Source organism: Flavobacterium sp. N2038 (genome assembly GCF_025947185.1).
GTDB lineage: Bacteria > Bacteroidota > Bacteroidia > Flavobacteriales > Flavobacteriaceae > Flavobacterium.
The window spans coordinates 3,829,771-3,848,687 of sequence record NZ_CP110001.1 but is presented as its reverse complement, the minus strand read 5'-3'; the positions used below and the strand labels follow the sequence as shown (position 1 = coordinate 3,848,687).

At 35.2% G+C, this 18,917-nt stretch carries 17 protein-coding genes; 7 read left to right on the top strand and 10 right to left on the bottom strand.

Translation table 11 applies throughout. From position 1 onward, the window contains the following. Nucleotides 1-30 precede the first annotated feature (30 nt). Together yajC and OLM51_RS17020 are read left to right on the top strand one after the other, a co-directional pair. Complete coding sequence (gene yajC / locus OLM51_RS17025; RefSeq protein ID WP_264551796.1) at nucleotides 31-306, top strand: preprotein translocase subunit YajC; 276 nt, start codon at nucleotides 31-33, stop codon at nucleotides 304-306. A 152-nt stretch (nucleotides 307-458) separates the two neighbouring features. Further along, nucleotides 459-617, top strand: coding sequence for a hypothetical protein (locus OLM51_RS17020; protein ID WP_264551795.1), 159 nt, complete (start codon nucleotides 459-461; stop codon nucleotides 615-617). Nucleotides 618-689: 72 nt separating this feature from the next. On the opposite strand, the gene OLM51_RS17015 is transcribed toward OLM51_RS17020, so the two are convergent. The 6 genes from OLM51_RS17015 to OLM51_RS16990 all read right to left on the bottom strand — a co-directional run bounded on the left by OLM51_RS17015 (nucleotide 690) and on the right by OLM51_RS16990 (nucleotide 8,912). Further along, nucleotides 690-1,250: a YdeI/OmpD-associated family protein gene (locus tag OLM51_RS17015; protein ID WP_413614539.1), complete on the bottom strand. Its 561-nt coding sequence runs from the start codon at nucleotides 1,248-1,250 to the stop codon at nucleotides 690-692. Between the two features lie 27 nt (nucleotides 1,251-1,277). After that, nucleotides 1,278-2,555 (bottom strand): peptidase T, encoded by a 1,278-nt coding sequence (gene pepT / locus OLM51_RS17010; protein ID WP_264551793.1) that lies wholly within the window; start codon nucleotides 2,553-2,555, stop codon nucleotides 1,278-1,280. 118 nt (nucleotides 2,556-2,673) lie between these two features. Next, nucleotides 2,674-3,813: a formylglycine-generating enzyme family protein gene (locus OLM51_RS17005; protein WP_264551792.1), complete on the bottom strand. Its 1,140-nt coding sequence runs from the start codon at nucleotides 3,811-3,813 to the stop codon at nucleotides 2,674-2,676. 104 nt (nucleotides 3,814-3,917) lie between these two features. Next, complete coding sequence (locus OLM51_RS17000; protein WP_264551791.1) at nucleotides 3,918-4,922, bottom strand: DUF3300 domain-containing protein; 1,005 nt, start codon at nucleotides 4,920-4,922, stop codon at nucleotides 3,918-3,920. Between the two features lie 87 nt (nucleotides 4,923-5,009). Further along, on the bottom strand, nucleotides 5,010-6,248 hold the full coding sequence (locus OLM51_RS16995) for an OprO/OprP family phosphate-selective porin (RefSeq protein WP_264551790.1): 1,239 nt from the start codon (nucleotides 6,246-6,248) through the stop codon (nucleotides 5,010-5,012). 222 nt (nucleotides 6,249-6,470) lie between these two features. After that, nucleotides 6,471-8,912, bottom strand: coding sequence for an arylsulfatase (locus OLM51_RS16990; protein ID WP_264551789.1), 2,442 nt, complete (start codon nucleotides 8,910-8,912; stop codon nucleotides 6,471-6,473). A 362-nt stretch (nucleotides 8,913-9,274) separates the two neighbouring features. Between OLM51_RS16990 and OLM51_RS16985 the strand changes: the two genes are divergently transcribed. Further along, nucleotides 9,275-10,309, top strand: a complete 1,035-nt coding sequence (locus tag OLM51_RS16985) for a quinone-dependent dihydroorotate dehydrogenase (RefSeq protein ID WP_264551788.1) — start codon at nucleotides 9,275-9,277, stop codon at nucleotides 10,307-10,309. On the opposite strand, the gene OLM51_RS16980 is transcribed toward OLM51_RS16985, so the two are convergent. Both OLM51_RS16980 and OLM51_RS16975 read right to left on the bottom strand, forming a co-directional pair. Beyond that, nucleotides 10,295-11,011: a DUF3307 domain-containing protein gene (locus OLM51_RS16980; protein ID WP_264551787.1), complete on the bottom strand. Its 717-nt coding sequence runs from the start codon at nucleotides 11,009-11,011 to the stop codon at nucleotides 10,295-10,297. The genes OLM51_RS16985 and OLM51_RS16980 overlap by 15 nt on opposite strands. Continuing rightward, nucleotides 11,008-11,622, bottom strand: a complete 615-nt coding sequence (locus OLM51_RS16975) for a SatD family protein (RefSeq protein WP_264551786.1) — start codon at nucleotides 11,620-11,622, stop codon at nucleotides 11,008-11,010. The genes OLM51_RS16980 and OLM51_RS16975 overlap by 4 nt, the downstream gene beginning before the upstream one ends. A 310-nt stretch (nucleotides 11,623-11,932) precedes the next feature. Here OLM51_RS16975 and OLM51_RS16970 point away from each other — a divergent pair, with 310 nt between their 5' ends. From OLM51_RS16970 to guaB, 4 genes are all read left to right on the top strand, one after another. Continuing rightward, complete coding sequence (locus OLM51_RS16970) at nucleotides 11,933-12,799, top strand: hydroxymethylglutaryl-CoA lyase (RefSeq protein WP_264551785.1); 867 nt, start codon at nucleotides 11,933-11,935, stop codon at nucleotides 12,797-12,799. Nucleotides 12,800-12,876: 77 nt separating this feature from the next. Then, complete coding sequence (locus OLM51_RS16965) at nucleotides 12,877-13,425, top strand: hypothetical protein (protein ID WP_264551784.1); 549 nt, start codon at nucleotides 12,877-12,879, stop codon at nucleotides 13,423-13,425. Next, nucleotides 13,422-14,825 (top strand): DUF5723 family protein, encoded by a 1,404-nt coding sequence (locus tag OLM51_RS16960; protein WP_264551783.1) that lies wholly within the window; start codon nucleotides 13,422-13,424, stop codon nucleotides 14,823-14,825. The genes OLM51_RS16965 and OLM51_RS16960 overlap by 4 nt, the downstream gene beginning before the upstream one ends. Nucleotides 14,826-15,067: 242 nt before the next feature. Beyond that, the gene (gene guaB, locus OLM51_RS16955) at nucleotides 15,068-16,540 is read left to right on the top strand and encodes an IMP dehydrogenase (RefSeq protein WP_264551782.1); all 1,473 of its coding nucleotides are present in this window, start codon (nucleotides 15,068-15,070) and stop codon (nucleotides 16,538-16,540) included. 453 nt (nucleotides 16,541-16,993) lie between these two features. On the opposite strand, the gene OLM51_RS16950 is transcribed toward guaB, so the two are convergent. Both OLM51_RS16950 and OLM51_RS16945 read right to left on the bottom strand, forming a co-directional pair. Further along, a complete protein-coding gene (locus tag OLM51_RS16950; protein ID WP_264551781.1) occupies nucleotides 16,994-18,136 on the bottom strand; it encodes an FAD-dependent oxidoreductase in 1,143 nt (380 codons plus the stop codon). 65 nt (nucleotides 18,137-18,201) lie between these two features. Continuing rightward, nucleotides 18,202-18,792 (bottom strand): TetR/AcrR family transcriptional regulator, encoded by a 591-nt coding sequence (locus OLM51_RS16945; RefSeq protein ID WP_264551780.1) that lies wholly within the window; start codon nucleotides 18,790-18,792, stop codon nucleotides 18,202-18,204. Nucleotides 18,793-18,917 lie beyond the last annotated feature (125 nt).

Below are 18,917 nucleotides of genomic sequence, written 5' to 3'. Positions count from 1 at the left end.
AATATTAATTAAAAATCAAAAACAAAAATTATGCAAGATTTAATGAAATTTGCTCCATATTTATTAATGTTCGTTGTGCTTTATTTCTTTATGATTAGACCACAGCAAAAAAGAGCAAAAAACGAAAAAGAATTTGAAAGCAGCCTAAAAGTAGGTGACAAAATAATTACAAAAAGTGGTATTCACGGTAAAATTGCAGAGCTTGCAGAAACTACAGTGATAATCGAAACAATGTCTGGAAAATTAAAATTAGAGCGTTCTGCTATTTCAATGGAAATGAGCGCAGCTTTGAATAAAAAAGCATAATTTTTATTCTAAAAATAAATTTCAATCCCGATAGCTATCGGGAAAATCCCAAATTCCAAATAGGAGTTTGGGATTTTTTTTGTGCTATTTGTCATTTCGACCAAAGGGAGAAATCTTCGTAAGCAGCTCTACAAAGATTTTAAATTTATTGTATGAAAAACATAGCCCGTGGTTTCAACCACGGGAAGACAATCATAGCCACAATCTATATCCTTGTGGTTGAAACCACGGGCTATGTTTGGCATGATGCTGGATTTTTTTATAAAAAAACCTTTGTCAAAGTTTTAAGCTTTGACAAAGGTTTGTATTGATTGATTCTTCGACTTCGCTCAGAGCGACACCAACAATTGGAATTTGGAATTTTTAAAAAAATTGAATTTTAATTATCGATATTTATCATTCAATCCCACATTTGCCAGAATCATCGGAATTACTTTTTCGATTCTGGAAATCTTTGTTTTTTCCTGTTTGGCGGTTTCTATATATTCTAAAAACTCATATTGTTTATAAGGAGAAAACTTCGCAAAAGCTGTTGCCAAAGCTGGATTTTGAGCCATTTCTTTTTCCAGAAGTTCAGATATAATCGGTTCTTTTTTTGAAGGTTTAATGACTTTTCCCTCTTTTTCGTTTTCAATTGCTTCGCGAATGTATTCTAAAACTTCTTTTTCATTCACATCATCTTTTGATGTAAAACGCCATTGCCTCAAAGATTTAGTAATTTCTTCCTGAGCATTGATTAGTTTCTTTTTTTCATCTTTTAAGAAAACGCCATTAAAAAACCACAATGCAAAATAATCCTTAAATCCTCCAATCCCGACAACATTTTTCTTGTTATAAACATAAACAGGACCGCCCCATTTTGTGGTTTCAGTTAGTTCGGTTTTGTCAATAATAGCTTTCAGTAGAAGTAATTCTTCTTCCCACTGTCCGCCATATTTCCACATGCCTGTATTTTCGGATTTAGGTTCCAATTATTTTTTCTTTTTAGGCTTTTCTGGTGCATCAAAAATTCCCGGAGTTGCCGTTAGTTCAGCAATTTTTACAATTACGTCTGTTGCTTTCTGTATACTTTCAGCAGGAACGTATTCATATTTTCCGTGAAAGTTATGGCCTCCTGCAAAGATATTTGGGCAAGGCAATCCCATAAATGATAGTTGAGATCCGTCAGTACCACCACGAATAGGTTTGATTATTGGTTTGATGTTCAATTCTCTCATTGCTTTTTCTGCAATATCAACAATATGTTTTACCGGAAGAACCTTTTCTTTCATATTGTAATATTGGTCTTTAACCTGAGCAATTACAATATCTTCACCAAATTTCTTAGCGAATTTTTTATTGAATTTATTCGCAATTTTAAGAATCAGCTCTTTTCGTTTTTCGAATTTCTTTTTGTTATGATCACGGATAATCAATTCCAAAACTGTTTCTTCAATATTTCCTTTTATGTGATGTACGTGAAAGAATCCTTCGTAACCTTTGGTTTCCTGTGGAGTTTCGCCTTTTGGAAGTTCATTTATAAATTCATTTGCCAAAAGCATTGAATTGATCATTTTTCCTTTGGCATAACCAGGGTGAACGCTTTTTCCTTTAAAAGTAATTTTTGCTCCGGCAGCATTAAAGTTTTCATATTCTAATTCGCCAATCTGACTTCCATCCATGGTATAAGCCCATTGCGCACCAAATTTTTCAACATCAAAATGATGAGCTCCACGACCAATTTCTTCGTCTGGTGTAAAACCTATTCTGATTTTTCCGTGTTTGATTTCAGGATGCTGAACCAGATATTCCATTGCCGAAACAATTTCTGTAATTCCGGCTTTGTCATCAGCACCTAATAAAGTAGTTCCGTCGGTCGTAATGATGGTTTGCCCTTTATATTGAAGTAAATCTTTGAAATAGTCCGGAGATAGAATGATGTTTTTCTCTGCATTCAGTACAATATCTTTTCCATCGTAGTTCTCAATAATTTGAGGTTTAACATTTGCCCCGCTAAAATCTGGCGAAGTATCAAAATGAGAAACAAAACCAATTGTAGGAACTTCGTGATCAACATTGCTTGGCAGAGTAGCCATAATATAGGCTTTGTCGTCGATAGTTACTTCTTGTAATCCAATTGCTTTTAGCTCTTCAACTAGTTTATTGGCAAGATTCCATTGTTTTTCTGTACTTGGAGTTGTTTGTGAATTTGGATCTGATTCGGTATCAATTGTTACATAACTGATAAAACGATCTATTATATGTTGCATTTTTTTAGTTTTTTAGCAAATATAGAAATTTTTCAGTGGTATGATTTTAAAACTTATCCACTGTTTAAACAAAAAAAAGAGATCTGTAAGTTTTACAGATCTCTTTTTGTTATTATGTTTATTTGCTTTTGACGCATCTAAAACCAAGATGGTTAGCAGCAGATCTGATTTCGCCCTTTCCTCTGGTCCCAACCATGTAGCGTGTACAATATTGATCCGTGCATAAAAATGAACCTCCACGATGTACTCTTTTTATCTGGCTTGGATCGTTTGGATCGTTGTAAGCATTTGGTCCCTGTGGGTTTTTGGCAACCTGACCATTTTCTGCAAGAGTCTTAAAATAGTCCACACTATACCAGTCGTTTACCCATTCCCAAACATTTCCAGCCATGTCATACAAGCCGTAAGCATTTGGTTTATACTGTCCAGTTGGTGCTATTCCTTTAAATCCATCTTCGCCGGTATCACCATCTTTTATTGGAAAATGCCCCTGATAAATATTTGCCTGAAATTTTCCGTTAGGTTTTAACGAATTTCCCCATGAGTACAGATTTCCTGTTTTTCCGCCTCTGGCAGCAAATTCCCATTCAGCTTCGGTAGGAAGTCTTTTTCCTGCCCATTTTGCGTAAGCTGTAGCGTCTTCGTAAGCAATATGTACGACTGGGTATTTTTCTTTTCCTTTAATGCTGCTTTGTGGGCCTTCCGGATGTCTCCAGTCGGTATTTGGTTCATAGCGCCACCATTGAAGGAAGTTGTTTAAATTAACTGCAGATGAGGTAGGAGTAAAGATAACCGAACCGGTTACTAAGTCTTCTTCATTAGCTGTAGGGAATTCTTCTTTTGTAGGTTTTTGTTCGGCAACAGTAATATATCCGGTTGCTTTTACAAATTTTTCATATTCTTCATTTGTTACCTCAGTTTCGTCCATATAATATCCATCAACATAAACACGATGGATAGGAGCGGCATCTTTTGTAACACCTTTTATACTGCACAGGCTTTCGTCTTCAACATTTGATCCCATTGAGAATTCGCCACCAGGAATCCAAACCATGCCTTTAGGTGCTTTTCCGGCTGGTTTGTTTTTGTTTTCTATAGTTGGTTTAAATGCAGATTCTTCTGTAGTACTTGGAGTTTCTGCGCAATCCATTGCTGCTGTTTTTTCTTGCTTTGGAATTGCTAATTTAGTGTATCCGTAAGCAATAGAAATGATCGAAATGGTCAGTAGTGCAAATATCCAGTAGGTTTTATTTTTCATTAGAATAATTTTTAATGTATAGTGGTTGTTATTAGGCTGATAAAATTATAAAAATAACATTAGAATAGTCTATTTATTTTATAGAATTTATAGACTATTTTGTTTTAACTTTCTTTTTCTACTGAAACTACTTCATATTTATCTTTGCCATCAACTTGTACAGGCTGATAATAAGTTTCACCAAATTTTACATATTTTACTTCACCAATAGTAACTTCCTCACCACCTTCAGGTAGTTTATCAACTATTGTTCCGGCAGTAGGTGCAACTACGGTGTACTTGCTTCCGTCTTTTTCGTAATAAGTTCCTCCATAATAGTAATTATTAACGGTTCCTGTGTTGACAGTTTCTGCTCCGCTTGGAATATTATTCACAGTACCGCCAACAGGTGCAGGAACTGCTGTATAACCTCCGCTTGTTGAGGAGTACCAAACGCCCTGATCATAATGATATTTTTGGTTTTCAACACTAACAATGATCGCTGTCGTTGCCAGAGTAGCTACGAAAAATCCCCAAGGATGCCAAACCGGTCCCCAATAAAATGGTCTATAAGGACGTGGATAGTAAGGATGGTAACAATTGTATCTGTAACCGCCATAAACATATGGAGGACGAGCATATGGTCTATAGCCAGGTCTAACTACGGTATTTCTGTTGTTGCGAACATGTACACTATTGTTAACGTTAATATTAACGTTATTTCTGTTTCTATTAACTGTATTACCGCTTATGTTGGTATTTCTATTACCGGAATTATTAATTCTGTTTCCACTGTTTGAATTTCTGCCATTACCGTTATTATTACGGATATTTGAATTGGCAGTTCCTCTGTTAATTCTGGTACCTCCATTGTTTGCACCTGGGCGGGATACATTGTTTGCGTTTGGTCTTGACTGAACTGCCGGTCTTGATTGAGCAGCTGGTCTTGACTGGTTCATAGGTCTTGCTTCTCTGGCTGGTCTAGCTGCCCTATTTTGTCCGCCACCACCGCCAGCTCCATGAAAACCGCCACGTCCGCGCTGTGCAAAACTGTCAATTGAAATCATAAAAAGTGACCCGATAAAAAGCCAGCATACTGTTTTTCGTATTGGTGTGGTTACATTTTTCATTTTCAAGGTTTTAGTTTTATAAAGTTATTAAAAAAATGATTTCTCCTGTAAAATTTAACTATATTTCAAATTAAGTTATCCTGATGCTTATAGTGAGATGTCCCATTGTAATCTAAAACGCCACCCTTGCTCTAATGGCAATGTTTTGTCCTGAAAACTAAAATAGGTGACTTCTGAAGTTAGTTTATTCTTGTGTCCATTAAAAAACCAGTTAAAAGCAATTGTAGTTTCATCCTGCATGTTTTGTTTAATTGAATCATCTGGACGATATGCAGCATGTCTGGCGGCCATTTCTAATTTTTTTGGCCACCATTCAAAAGCATTATTAAAGAAATAACCCGCCTGAACATAATATCCTTTTAATGTAGTAGTATCATCAAAGTTTAATTTATCAATGATCTTTTTTGTATGCAATTCGCTTTGCCAGGAAAAACCGCGGTACATAAAAGCACTTTCTATATTCCATTGATTTACTCGATATTGTCCCGGAGCGCCATTTTCATAGCCTTCTAAAGATCCGCCTCCTGATTGTGAAAATCGGGTATATGGGCTTCGGTTTGTTAAACCAGAAATAGCAATAATTGGAGTTGGTTTTTCGTGGAATTCTAAATCACTTCCTTCAAAGTCTAGAAATCTGCCTAGAAAATTCCATTGCGCACGGCCAAAATACATTAGATTTCCGTCATCATTTGCTGTGTTTCCTCGTCCTGTTCCGGTAAGTGCCGCGGCCCAGTAATTAAAATCGGCAATTCCGGCGCCTTTAAGATGTCCGTAAACTTCAACTCCCATTTGCCTGTCTGCAGTAAAAGGACGGTTGATTAAAGACCGGTCAACAGTTTGCTGCTCACCACTGCTTATAAAGCGTTCCCTTGTGTATTCGACCTTCCATTGGCCAGCTTTAAAACTGAGCCATTCCCATTTTTCAACCATCAACCTAAAATCTAATAAATTAGACTGACTTAGTTCATACTCCCAATAATAGTTGAGCCAGGGATGAAAAGCATGCCCGCCAACTTTTAACCTGGCTCTATTAATTTTAAAAGTTGTTTTTGCATCCTGACTATAATCATCATAAGTTAAAGGATCTGTGTCGTTGGGTGTAGAAAATCGGAATTGAAATCTGCTTTGCAACTGAAAAAGAAATTTGTCGTCTCTTGTTCTTAGTTCAATTCCTTTTTTTCCGTAGCTTACATTGATTAGTTTAGTGGTGTCCTTTTCTTTTCCCTTTTCGAGCTGCGCCATTCCATTTAAACCAATTAAAAGCATTAAGGATGTCAAAAGAATTTTTGAAATCGAAACAGTTTTATTTGTTTTATATAGGTACATAATTGGTTTTTAAAATATTTATTTTCCTCTGAAGCTTTTCTGCGTTTTCTAGAGCAATGTGTTTACAATTAAAACTTTAGCTCAGAAGAAATATTAAAGGGATAAGTTTATTTATACAAAGCGCTTGATTATTATTAAGCACTAGAAACTGATTTATAAATAAAAGAGGTATTTATTGCCCATTTTACTGTTCAAATTAAATACCTCTTTTTATAATGTTAATCAATCCCTTCCCATTGCTCTTTTGGCTTCATTATTTAAATCAGAATATTCTATTTTTCCAACACTTACACCTACGCCAATGATTTCGCCTCCTTTGAAAGTTCCAGGAGTTTTATATTCTTTACTAACAGAATCTCCACTGTCAAACCCGACACAGAGTCCATCTCCGGCAAGTGTAAATTTTCCTGATTGTGTTCGCATCGGTCCTGAAGCAACTTCTTTTCCATCGATATAAAGTTTCATTGTACCAAGAGATTCACCGTTTGGCCCCGCTTTTTCACGGATAAATTCCATTCCGAAAACGTGTTTTCCGGGAGTAATGGTGATATTTGAAGTAAATTTCTGTTCTGGAGCAATTCCTAAGAAATTGTATACGTAATTTAATTTTTTGTCTTTAACAAATAGTGTGTGACCTCCAAAACGTGAACCATGAGCAAAAAGTACTCCTGAAGCGTTGGCGTCTTTTATGTCAACATCAGCTAAAATTTTATACGAACGTCCACGAACGTTTACAGCAACACCTTCAGGTACTGGTGATGTTCCAGGGTAATATTTGTAAAGATCGCGAGGAGCTTCGGCAGATGGTCTTTCGATACCTAATTGTTCCACCGCTGTACGGTCATCTAATGGTAAAACAAGGTTTTTAGCTGCTTCATCATTCCAGTCTTTAATTAATTCTTTTAATTTGTCCGGATATTTCTTAGCTAAATTATTTATTTCTGCTCTATCAATATCAGTATTATACAATTCCCATTCGTCTTTATCAAAATTTCCTTTTCCTGTTAACGGTGCATGCAATGCAACAGCTTTCCAACCGTCTTTCCATAAAGCGCGACTTCCTAACATTGCAAAATACTGAATATGTTTTTTTGTTTTTGTATCAGGTGCGGCGTCAAAAGTATAACGCATAGAAACTCCTGAAAGTGGGTATTGCGGAACTCCACGATAGACTTTTGGCATTTCAAGGCCGCAAATATCAAGAATAGTTGGAACGATATCTGTTGAATGATGGAACTGATCTCGTACCACTCCTTTGGCCTTTATTCCTTTTGGCCAGGAAATCACTAATGGATCACAAGTTCCTCCTGCATATTCGCTGTATCTTTTGAACATTTTAAAAGGGGTAGAAAACGCAGCAGCCCAGCCCGTTGGATAGTGTTCGTAAGTGTCCGGGCTTCCTAGTTTGTCAATATATTTTAAGTTCTCTTTTAATTCGTCAGGATAGCCATTGAAGAATTTATTTTCATTTACTGAACCTGTTGGTGAACCTTCACCTGAAGCTCCATTATCAGCAGCATAAATTACAACCGTATTTTCTAATTGTCCGGTTTGTTGTAAATAATCAATTATACGTCCTACCTGAGCATCAGTATATTCAGAAAAACCAGCATAGACTTCAGCTAGTCTGGAAAAAAGTTTCTTTTCGTCTGCACTTAATTTATTCCAGTCTAAAACTTCATCACCAGGATTTGAAATGCCAGGAGGAAGAGGGTTGAAATTGGCATAAGTAGTTCCTTTTGGAATTATACCTTTAGCGATCATGCGTGGCAATGCCCATTTGCGATAGGCATCATAGCCTTCGTCAAATTTACCTTTGTATTTTGCTATATATTCTTCAGGTGCTTGATGCGGAGCATGGTTGGCACCTGGACAATACCACATGTACCAAGGTTTAGAAGGGTTCGTTGCTTTTTGGTCTTTTAAAAATTCTAAAGCGTGGTCTGCTAAGTCTTTTGACAAATGATATCCTTCTTCTGGAGTTGCAGGTGGTTCAACAAAATGATTATCCTCAACTAAATCTGGATACCATTGATTGGTTTCTCCACCAAGAAAGCCGTAGTAACGATCAAATCCCATTTGCAAAGGCCAGGTGCTTCGGTCTCCACCTGAAGCTACGTCCTGTTCAGGAACGTTGTGATCTTTTCCTATCCAGAAAGTACTCCAGCCACTGTCTTGAAGTACTTGGCCTATAGTTGCAGCTTGTTTTGGTAGTCTTCCGCTGCCTCCTGGAAAACCTGCTGCTGCTTCTGTAATGGCTGCCATACCATTTAAATGGTGATTTCTTCCTGTTAGTAATGTTGATCTTGTTGGAGAACATAAGGCAGTTGTATGCCATTGTGAGTATGTGATACCGTTATCTGCTAATTTTTGTAAAGTAGGCATATTGATGGCTCCTCCAAATGGTGACCAGGCAGCAAGTCCTGTATCATCATATAGAATAAATAAAATATTTGGCGCTCCATCTGGTGCTTTTTTTGGAGAATAAGGTGTCCAGTCCTCTTTTGAGTCCCGAACATCCAGTGATATCTTGCCATGGAAAGTTTCCTTGGTTACTTGTTGGGGATCAGCCTGAGCTGATACTTTTTGATTTATGCCCGGGATAAGACATAAAAGAAATAATAGGATACAGGTCTTAAGTATCAGAATGTTTTTGATTTTCATGGTTTTAAGATGTTAATTAATTGAAAAACACTTTTTGAATTTCTCGAAAAATAATCCGTAAAATGATAATGCAACTAGCGAAAAATAGATAATACGATTTTCTTAAACTACTCAAAATTAGGAGATAAAAAAGCTAGATAGTGCTATGAAAAGGTTCAAATTGGTTTCATATTATAATTTGCAACATCAAAAGGGCTTCTTTTGAAAGTTTAAGCCAAAAAACGATACTTTGATTTTATAATAGCTTTTGGATAGCTTTTGAAAAATTAAGCAAAGTTGAAATTATTTGTTTTTAGAAAAAAAGCACCTTTTTAAACTATAATATTTAAATTTGCACCCGAAAACAACACAACAATATTCTTATGTATAAATTGATTATCCGTCCGATACTTTTTTGGTTTGATCCAGAAGAAGTACATTACTTTACTTTTTCATTTGTAAAATTCATTTCAAAAATTCCTGGGGTTTCATCAATTATAAGAGCCATTTACGAAGTAAAAGATTCTCGATTAGAAAGAGAAGTTTTCGGAATTAAATTTAAAAATCCGGTTGGTCTTGCAGCAGGATTTGATAAAGATGCCAAGCTATATAAAGAACTTGGAGATTTTGGTTTTGGTTTTATTGAAATAGGAACCGTTACTCCGGTTGGTCAGGAAGGAAATCCTAAAAAGCGTTTATTTCGTTTAAAAGAAGACCAGGCTATCATTAACCGAATGGGATTTAATAACGGCGGTGTTATTGAAGCCGTAGAACGTTTGAAAAAGAATTCAGGAGTTTTAATTGGAGGAAACATCGGAAAAAATAAAGTTACACCAAACGAAAATGCGGTTGATGATTATATCATTTGTTTTGATGCTTTGTTTGATCATGTCGATTATTTTGTAGTGAATGTAAGTTCGCCAAATACACCAAATTTAAGAGCACTTCAGGATAAAGAGCCTTTAACGGCTTTACTGCAGACATTGCAGGACAGAAATGTTGAAAAGCAAAAAACAAGCACTCAAAAAGTAAAACCAATTCTTTTAAAAATTGCTCCGGACTTAACAGATGAACAATTGTTGGATATTATTGATATTGTAAAAACGACTCAAATCGCGGGTGTAATTGCTACAAATACTACAATTTCAAGAGATGGTCTGCAATCTGCCAATCAATCTGAAACTGGTGGATTATCTGGAAAACCATTAACAAAACGTTCTACAGAAGTAATTCGTTTTCTTTCAGAAAAAAGCAATAAAGCATTCCCAATTATTGGAGTAGGAGGAATTCATTCTGCTGACGATGCTATCGAAAAACTAAATGCAGGAGCAAGTTTAGTGCAATTGTATACTGGTTTTATTTATGAAGGTCCGGCATTGATAAAAGCAATTAATAAAAAAGTTTTAGGACAGTTGTAGGAGTAATGCCTGAACAATTAGTCCAACAATAATTGCGATTCCAAAACTAATTAGGGTTCCGATCATTACATATTCGGTCAATTTTCGGTCTTTGGCTTCTTTTAAATCTCCAAATCTGAAAATTGATTTAGCGGCCAGTAAAAAGCCTATTGCTTCAAAATGTCCGGTTAGGATAAAGCAAATTACAAATAAACGTTCTAGTATGCCTATGTACTTTCCTGCATGGGCAAGAGAATCGTCTTTATGATTGTTTTCGTTCTCCGGACTCCAGATTGAAATAATCGTTTTGATAAAAATAGAAGTAGGTTTAGTTAATAATAGAACTCCCGTTATCAGAACCCAAAAATCATTCTCCAGCCAAAAATAGGCGATGTTTTTATTTTGATAAAGCAGTACAACTGCCACTAAGACTAAAACATGTGCAAGCTGATCGATAACAAACCAGGTGCGTTTCGTATTTTCTTTCTGAAAATTTAGTTTTATTAAATCTATGATACCGTGAGTTACTGCAATTAAAACGGCATAGGGTATAAAGCTGATTTCTCCGGCTACAATTGCAGCTAAAATTCCATGAAGTAAAATGTGAATGTAAAAGTATTTACTTTTATGTTTTTTAATTTCTTTATGGGCTACCCAGGAATTAGGCTGCCAGATAAAATCTCCCAGTAAATGTGCTAAAAGTAGTTTGATAAATAAAATCATGAGGCTGTAAGCTGTTTTATTTGTGTTCTAAAATATCGATCTAAATTCAGTACCAAATCAAATTGAGCGCGTTTTTGTCTTCGGCTCACGGCTGCCTGATTAATACCTAATTTCTGTCCCAGCTCTTCTTGCGATAAAGTTGGATTTTCTATTGCGGCAGCAACAAACTCGGCCGATTGTACTAACCAATTGTCCATAAATGTTAATGCCAGCTGTAGCATTAAATTCATTTTTTCATCTATAGCCTGATCTGCGGTTCGTATTGCTAAAGTGACTTTTTGCTTTTTTAATGTTTCAAATAGTTCGCCAGAGTTAATAAAAGCAGAGCCATTACTTTCTGATATTCGGTCGGCTGTATGTGTCTTGTCTCCAAAACCGATACTCATACGGGCATCAGATTTTATGGTTCGTAAATGTGCTTTGATTAAAATGGCTGCCAGTAAAGCATCCTCAGGGTTTTTAATCTCAACCTGAAATTCATCACCTCTGTAAACCTCCCATTGAGAAGGCGTTTGGCCAAAAGAATTTAAAATCTTTTTTAAATCCTCTAGCCAATGTTTAGATTTTTGCTGTCTTGAACCAATTATATCACCTGTAATTACACTAGTCATAATCAAATATAATTAAAAAATAATAAACTTTCTATTACAAATATAAGTAATAAAAATTATTATTACTTTTTTATGTAATATTTTGATTTATTACGTTTTTGTGTAATATTTAAAAATATTGCTATTTACTTAATAGTATCTGCTATTAAAACCTTTAGTTGATAATTCTAAGTTGATAACCTAAAATAGTAATCAGAACGTTTTAAATGAAGTTATACAACTTAAATGGTTTAAAATATAAATTCAGGAAAGAGTTAATTTTTATTTCTTTAAAAAAGAAACTAACTTAGCCTTTACAAATGAATAAGTTTTGAATAAAGAGATCAAGATTATCGAATGTCCACGTGATGCCATGCAAGGTATTAAGGATTTTATTCCGACAAAAAATAAGGTTACTTATATTCAGGCGCTGCTTCGGGTAGGGTTTGATACGATAGATTTTGGAAGTTTTGTGTCTCCCAAAGCAATTCCGCAAATGCAGGATACGGCTGAGGTTCTGGCAGAACTCGATTTATCACAAACCAATAGTAAACTTTTGGCAATTATCGCCAATACACAAGGTGCAGTATCTGCTTCTGAACACGAAGCTATTCAGTATTTAGGTTTTCCATTTTCGATTTCTGAGAATTTTCAGATGAGAAACACGCATAAAACAATAGCCGAATCATTGATTACACTTCAGGAAATACTTGAAATTGCAGATCAAAAAAACAAAGAGGTTGTAACGTATCTTTCAATGGGTTTTGGAAACCCATATGGGGATCCGTGGAATGTTGAAATAGTAGGAGAGTGGACCGAGAAACTTGCCGGAATGGGAGTTAAAATTTTATCGCTTTCAGATACAGTTGGCACTTCAACACCAGATGTGATTACTTATCTTTATTCTAATCTGATTCCAAAATATCCTCAGATAGAATTTGGAGCTCATTTGCATACAACACCCGACACTTGGTTCGAAAAAATTGATGCAGCAGCAAAAGCGGGCTGTGTTCGTTTTGATGGTGCCATACAAGGTTTTGGAGGCTGCCCAATGGCAACAGATAAATTAACGGGTAATATGCCTACAGAAAAGCTTGTTTCTTATTTTACTGCCAATAAAAAAATAACAGGACTTAATTCTTTGAGTTTTGAAAGCGCTTACAATGAAGCTTCAAAATTGTTTGGAAAGTTTCATTGAAAAAGTAGTATATTTACTATTTATTTAAAGTAAAAGGTTTAAAGCAACGTTATTACTGACCATTAAAACTATTAGTGATGAAGAGTTTTATTAGAAATATTTCTAAAGTTTTAATTCTGGCGAGCTTGTTCTTTTCATGTTCGAGTAATTTGGATTTTGATCAGGTAAAAGATTTAAAGCTTAAACCTGTATTTGTAGCAAACCTTGCCTATTTTGATGTTGCGGCTAAAGAATTGGTAAATGACGGCGGAAATCAAATTGCATTTGACATTCGGGATTTTGATGTTTTTAAAGACAAGTTTTTTAATGAGCATTTAAAGAAAGCTGCCTTTGATGTACAAATAGACAATACAATTGAAAGGGCTTTTGTCGTAAACCTGTTACTAATAAATGCCAACAACGAAATTGTTGAAACACTTTCCTATAGGGTTCCTGCCTACAAAGGGACTCCTAATACAACAAAATATCCTACCGAAGTTTTTGAAAATCAAAGACTGGATCTTTTAAAACAAACCGTAAAAATTGGATTTGTTGTTCTAATTACTGCCGGACCACCCCTAACAGAACAGAGTCCTGGGAAATTAAACTTAAAATCAAGCGCAACCGTTTATATGGAAATAGAATGAAAAAAGGATATCTAATTTTATTTCTGTTGATGGTGCTTTCTTGTTTTTCGCAAAACAAAGAAGTCTTGTATAATTTTACCTCGATCCCTCAATCTTCTCTCGTGAACCCGGGGGCAGATGTTTCTTATAAATTTTATTTTGGTTTACCAATATTATCCGGAGTTTCGGCTAATGTAGGATCAAGTAGTTTTTCGGCCTACGATTTGTTTGCAGATAATGGAGTAGATTTTAATGATAAAGTTAGAAATGTAATCAACAAATCTTCAAAAAACGATAAGGTTATTACCAACCAGCAATTGGAAATATTTTCTGGTGGATTTAGAGTAGGAGGCAAAGATAGTCGCTCGTATGTTTCTTTTGGCGTGTATCAGGAGTTTGATTTTTTTATGTATATGCCAAAAGATGTGGCTTTATTAGCTTTGGATGGGAATCAAAATTATATTGGAAAAGCGTTTAGTCTCGCTGATTTAAATCTTAAGGCAGAGGTTCTTTCTGTTTTTCATGTGGGTTTTCATAAAAAAATGAATGAAAAATGGGTACTTGGAGGAAGAGCAAAAATTTATTCGAGCGGTGCAAATGCAGTTTCGACTCATAATTCGGGTTACATATATACAGGTCAAATGGATGGGACACCTAATCTTTATGATCAGGTTATTTCCTCCAATTTAGAACTTAAAACATCTGGAATTTCTCGTTTTACAAAAGATGAATACGAAGGAAATATTGCAGAAGATATTGCTCATAACACTTTTTTTAACGGAAGCTTAGGTTTTGGGTTAGATGCCGGAGTTACGTATAATATAAAAGAAAATCTTCAGCTTACAGCTAGCATCATTGATTTAGGGTTTGTACATCAGTCTAAAGATATTGAAACACTGACTTATAAAGGAACGTATCATTATAATGGTGCAAATCCGGATTTTATGGGCACAGACGATCCTGAAAATATATTTGATGAATTTGAGAAAGCAATTCCCAGAGATACATTATATAATAAATATACCACCTGGCGTCCCACAAAAATTTATTCTTCCTTACAATACTCATTTGGGAAATCCCGCGCATATGAAGAATGTAACTGTAAGCTGCCACAAAGTGTTGAAAAATATAAAAATGCAGCAGGAGTTCAGTTTTTTGCCATGTCAGCGCCCAGAGAGGCTATTGCAGCATTGACCCTCTTTTATCAAAGAAAAATATTTGAGAAATTAGATGTAAAAGCAACTTATACATTCGACACATTTTCAAATAAAAATATCGGGTTGGGGCTTTCAGGAACTATTGGTATAGTCAATATATATGCTTTAGTAAATAATGTTTTAGAATACAATGATGTTTCTAAAGCTAATAGTACTGCATTTCAGCTCGGGATAAATTTTGTCTTTCAGGATAAGGAAGATTAGAAATTTCAACCCTTAAAATTCCAAATTCCAGGTGACGGAATTGAGATTTAAATTTCGATAATTTTTAAAATAAAAAAGAATAACTGCTTTGCTGGATCTGGAATTAAGACCCAAAGACTGGGAATTAAAATTGGAATTTTTATATAGGATTTTTCCTGTAAAGTTAAATTTATGAATAAGTTAGTGATCAAGTTAGCGATTTATTCACTATATTTGCACGCAATTCAACTAGAAATTGCAACATGATAGCACACAACTCCAAGATTATCGGCGAAGGTTTAACTTACGACGATGTATTATTAGTACCTAACTACTCGAATGTGCTTCCCCGCGAAGTAAGCATTAAATCAAAATTTTCAAGAAATATAACGCTAAACGTTCCAATCGTATCTGCTGCTATGGATACTGTTACCGAAAGTGCAATGGCAATTGCTATGGCGCAGGAAGGCGGAATTGGTGTTTTGCATAAAAATATGACTATCGAGCAACAAGCAGGAAAAGTTCGAAAAGTAAAACGTGCAGAAGCAGGAATGATTATCGACCCGGTAACATTACCAATGACTTCAACTATTGCAGATGCAAAAAATGCAATGAAAGAATTTGGAATTGGTGGTATTCCAATCGTTGACGAAAATAGAATCTTAAAAGGAATTGTTACCAATCGTGATTTACGTTTCGAAAAGAATGGTGCAAGACCAATCGCTGAGGTCATGACAAGTCAAAATCTAGTTACTGTTTCGGAAGGAACTTCTTTACAGCAGGCAGAAGTAGTTTTGCAAGGTCATAAAATCGAAAAATTACCAGTTGTAAACGATAAAAACGAATTAGTAGGTTTAATTACTTTCAGAGATATTACAAAACTGACTCAAAAGCCAATTGCAAACAAAGATTCTTTTGGACGTTTGAGAGTTGCAGCTGCAATTGGAGTTACTGGAGATGCAGTTCAAAGAGCTGAAGCTTTGGTAAACGCTGGTGTAGATGCAATTATTATCGATACAGCACACGGACATACAGAAGGTGTGGTAAATACCTTAAAAGAAGTAAAATCTAAATTCCCTCAAATAGATGTAATTGTTGGAAATATTGCAACTCCGGAAGCTGCTAAATATTTGGTAGAAAATGGTGCTGATGGTGTAAAAGTTGGAATCGGACCTGGTTCTATCTGTACTACACGTATCGTTGCAGGTGTTGGTTTTCCTCAATTCTCAGCAGTTTTAGAAGTTGCTGCAGCTATTAAAGGAACTGGAGTTCCAGTTATTGCAGATGGTGGAATTCGTTATACAGGAGATATTCCTAAAGCAATCGCTGCAGGTGCTGACTGTGTAATGTTAGGTTCATTGTTAGCAGGAACAAAAGAATCTCCAGGTGAAACTATTATTTTTGAAGGTAGAAAATTCAAATCATATCGTGGAATGGGTTCTGTTGAAGCAATGCAAACGGGTTCTAAAGATCGTTATTTCCAGGATGTTGAAGACGATGTTAAAAAATTAGTTCCGGAAGGAATTGTTGGACGTGTTCCTTATAAAGGAGAATTAAACGAAAGTATGCTTCAGTTTATTGGAGGTCTTCGCGCCGGAATGGGATACTGTGGTTCAAAAGATATTCCGACTTTACAAGAAACAGGACGTTTTGTTAGAATTACGTCAAGCGGAATTACAGAAAGTCACCCACATAACGTAACTATTACAAAAGAAGCTCCAAATTATTCCAGATAATTTTTAGTTTTTATATAAAAGTAAAAGGCGTAAGATTTAGTTCTTACGCCTTTTTTCGTTTAATTTTTGATGTTATGATTTCTATATTATTTTTAGGAGCTAATCCCGCTATCCGTTTCAATCTTTTACTTTTTAAAGAAAAAAGTAAAAGGATTTCCACTTCTATCGGGGCTATGGGAGACATTTTCATAAAAACATTTCGTTTACTTTTGGCTTTCTTGCTCTGTCAAATTGAACTGTATATACTTTTGTCAAAGTTTAAAACTTTGACAAAGGTTTACGTTATCTAATATTTGTAATCTTGTCATTTCGAGGTACGAGAAATCACGCACGTAATTCGATGCAGATTGGCGACTTTAGGAGCGGGGTTTCTCGTACCTCGAAATGACAAAGTTGATGTAAAAAAATAGTCTCAATAAAATGAGCTTACATTACTTATATGGTGAAAAAAAATTAAGCACCACGACTATTCAAAATATCTTCTGCCGAAATATCAGAATGTAATAAATCTTCCATTTTTTTTGTCATGCGTTGTGCTTCCAAAGCATAGCCAAACATTTTTTTCTCATAATCTTGAATGGCTTCGTCAATAGTTTCAAATTTTCCGTTCGTTAGATTTTCGGTTAAATGAAAAGCATCAAATAATCCCATATTTACGCCTTCTCCTGCAAATGGAGGCATTAAATGTGCTGCATCGCCTACAAGTGTAATATTTGAATGTTCTTTCCATGATTCTTCCAAAGAGAATAATCGCAATGGCAAACCTGAGAATTCAGTAGAAACGGCAAAGAATTTTTTGTAATCATTGCTCCAGTTTTTAAAAGTTTCGTTTAAAAAAGAAATCACAGCTTTGTCATCTTCAAAATTGATTCCGTTGTTTAAAATCCAATTTTCATCAGCTTTAAAAGAAACACCAAAATGTACAGAGCCATCGCTCATAGTATGGGTATAAAACATTTTCTGCTCACCCATAGCCATTACATTTCCGTTGCCATATTTAGGTTTGAATTCTGGATAATCCTGATCTGGATTTGTAATTTCTCCCTGAATTATATACGTTCCGGAAAGTTGAGGTTCTTGATCGCTTACAAATTTTCGGGCATTTGATCTTCCGCCGTTGGCTACAATTACAAAATCGGCTTTTGCTGTTGTACCGTTTTTGAATTTTAAAATGTATTGATTTTCGTCTTTTTCAATATTTGTTAATTGACTATCCCAGACAACGGTATTTTCATGAAGATTTTCCAGCATAATTTTGCGTAGATCGTTGCGGTCAATTTCAGGTCTTGAATAAGCATTTGTTTCGTCCGGCATTTCATCGGCATTGATATTTCCGTGCATATCGGCCATTTTCTCACCAGTCGGACGCGCATATTTATAAAATTCTTCCATTAGTCCGGCTTTCTGAATCGCATATTGCCCTGAACCTGAATGTATGTCAAGTGTTCCTCCAGAAGTTCTGGCTTGGGCATTGAGGTCTCTTTCATAAACTTTTACATCTGCACCATTAATTTGTAAAATTCGAGCAGTTGTAAGTCCCACTGGACCACCGCCAATAATAGCAATTTTTTTATTCTCTATAAGTGAAGTTTTCATTCTGTTGTATTTTGATATTGTAATTGATATTGTAATTGATATTGTAATTGATATTGTAATTGTTGCTAGGGTATAAGTGCCTTCAGGATCAAATTAAAAGCTTCTTCTCTAATTTGATCTGTAAAAACAAATGGTTTGCCTGACATCGATTTTCCTTCTCTGTGAAGCTCTAAAAGAGAATAGAGAGAACCATAAGCAATGCTCCAGAAAATCTCAAATGTCATAGGAAGTAGTTCCTTTTTTTCGATTGATTTTGTGATGAATTTTGTCATTTCGGCTCTAAATTCAGAAGTGATTTCAGCAAGAATTGCATCTCCATAAGTTGAATGTTTTAAAAGTTCAAAACACGTAGTTTCAAGAGGATGCTCAATGACAAATTTTGAACGATTTTCCCATTGTTTACGTAATCCATCAACAAAAGACATTTCTGATGAAAACCCATCTAGCATTTCGTCAAAGAAATTTTGGCCTATTTCAGTTCCGATTTTCTTAATCAAATCTTCTTTATCAGAATAATAAATATAAAGTGTAGCTACAGAAACACCGCATTCTTTCGCCAGGCGATTCATTCCAAAACCTTCCACTCCTTGTGAAACCAGCATTTCTATTGCTTTTTGCTTTACAATTCCTTCTTTATTAATATCTCTTGTTCTCATAATTTTCTGAATTATGGTACAAAGATATAAATAATAAGTGAATGTTCGCTTATTTATATTTTTAAGATGCAAAGGTTCAGAGGCTCATAGGGGCAAAGGTTTTGCAGGATCGAAATTATGTGTTT

Bases quoted from the DNA above. Each gene is read 5' to 3' on its own strand.
- yajC (WP_264551796.1), top strand. From the start codon at position 31: ATGCAAGATTTAATGAAATTTGCTCCATATTTATTAATGTTCGTTGTG.
- OLM51_RS17020 (WP_264551795.1), top strand. From the start codon at position 459: ATGAAAAACATAGCCCGTGGTTTCAACCACGGGAAGACAATCATAGCC.
- OLM51_RS17015 (WP_413614539.1), bottom strand. From the start codon at position 1,250: ATGTGGAAATATGGCGGACAGTGGGAAGAAGAATTACTTCTACTGAAA.
- pepT (WP_264551793.1), bottom strand. From the start codon at position 2,555: ATGCAACATATAATAGATCGTTTTATCAGTTATGTAACAATTGATACC.
- OLM51_RS17005 (WP_264551792.1), bottom strand. From the start codon at position 3,813: ATGAAAAATAAAACCTACTGGATATTTGCACTACTGACCATTTCGATC.
- OLM51_RS17000 (WP_264551791.1), bottom strand. From the start codon at position 4,922: ATGAAAAATGTAACCACACCAATACGAAAAACAGTATGCTGGCTTTTT.
- OLM51_RS16995 (WP_264551790.1), bottom strand. From the start codon at position 6,248: ATGTACCTATATAAAACAAATAAAACTGTTTCGATTTCAAAAATTCTT.
- OLM51_RS16990 (WP_264551789.1), bottom strand. From the start codon at position 8,912: ATGAAAATCAAAAACATTCTGATACTTAAGACCTGTATCCTATTATTT.
- OLM51_RS16985 (WP_264551788.1), top strand. From the start codon at position 9,275: ATGTATAAATTGATTATCCGTCCGATACTTTTTTGGTTTGATCCAGAA.
- OLM51_RS16980 (WP_264551787.1), bottom strand. From the start codon at position 11,011: ATGATTTTATTTATCAAACTACTTTTAGCACATTTACTGGGAGATTTT.
- OLM51_RS16975 (WP_264551786.1), bottom strand. From the start codon at position 11,622: ATGACTAGTGTAATTACAGGTGATATAATTGGTTCAAGACAGCAAAAA.
- OLM51_RS16965 (WP_264551784.1), top strand. From the start codon at position 12,877: ATGAAGAGTTTTATTAGAAATATTTCTAAAGTTTTAATTCTGGCGAGC.
- OLM51_RS16960 (WP_264551783.1), top strand. From the start codon at position 13,422: ATGAAAAAAGGATATCTAATTTTATTTCTGTTGATGGTGCTTTCTTGT.
- guaB (WP_264551782.1), top strand. From the start codon at position 15,068: ATGATAGCACACAACTCCAAGATTATCGGCGAAGGTTTAACTTACGAC.
- OLM51_RS16950 (WP_264551781.1), bottom strand. From the start codon at position 18,136: ATGAAAACTTCACTTATAGAGAATAAAAAAATTGCTATTATTGGCGGT.
- OLM51_RS16945 (WP_264551780.1), bottom strand. From the start codon at position 18,792: ATGAGAACAAGAGATATTAATAAAGAAGGAATTGTAAAGCAAAAAGCA.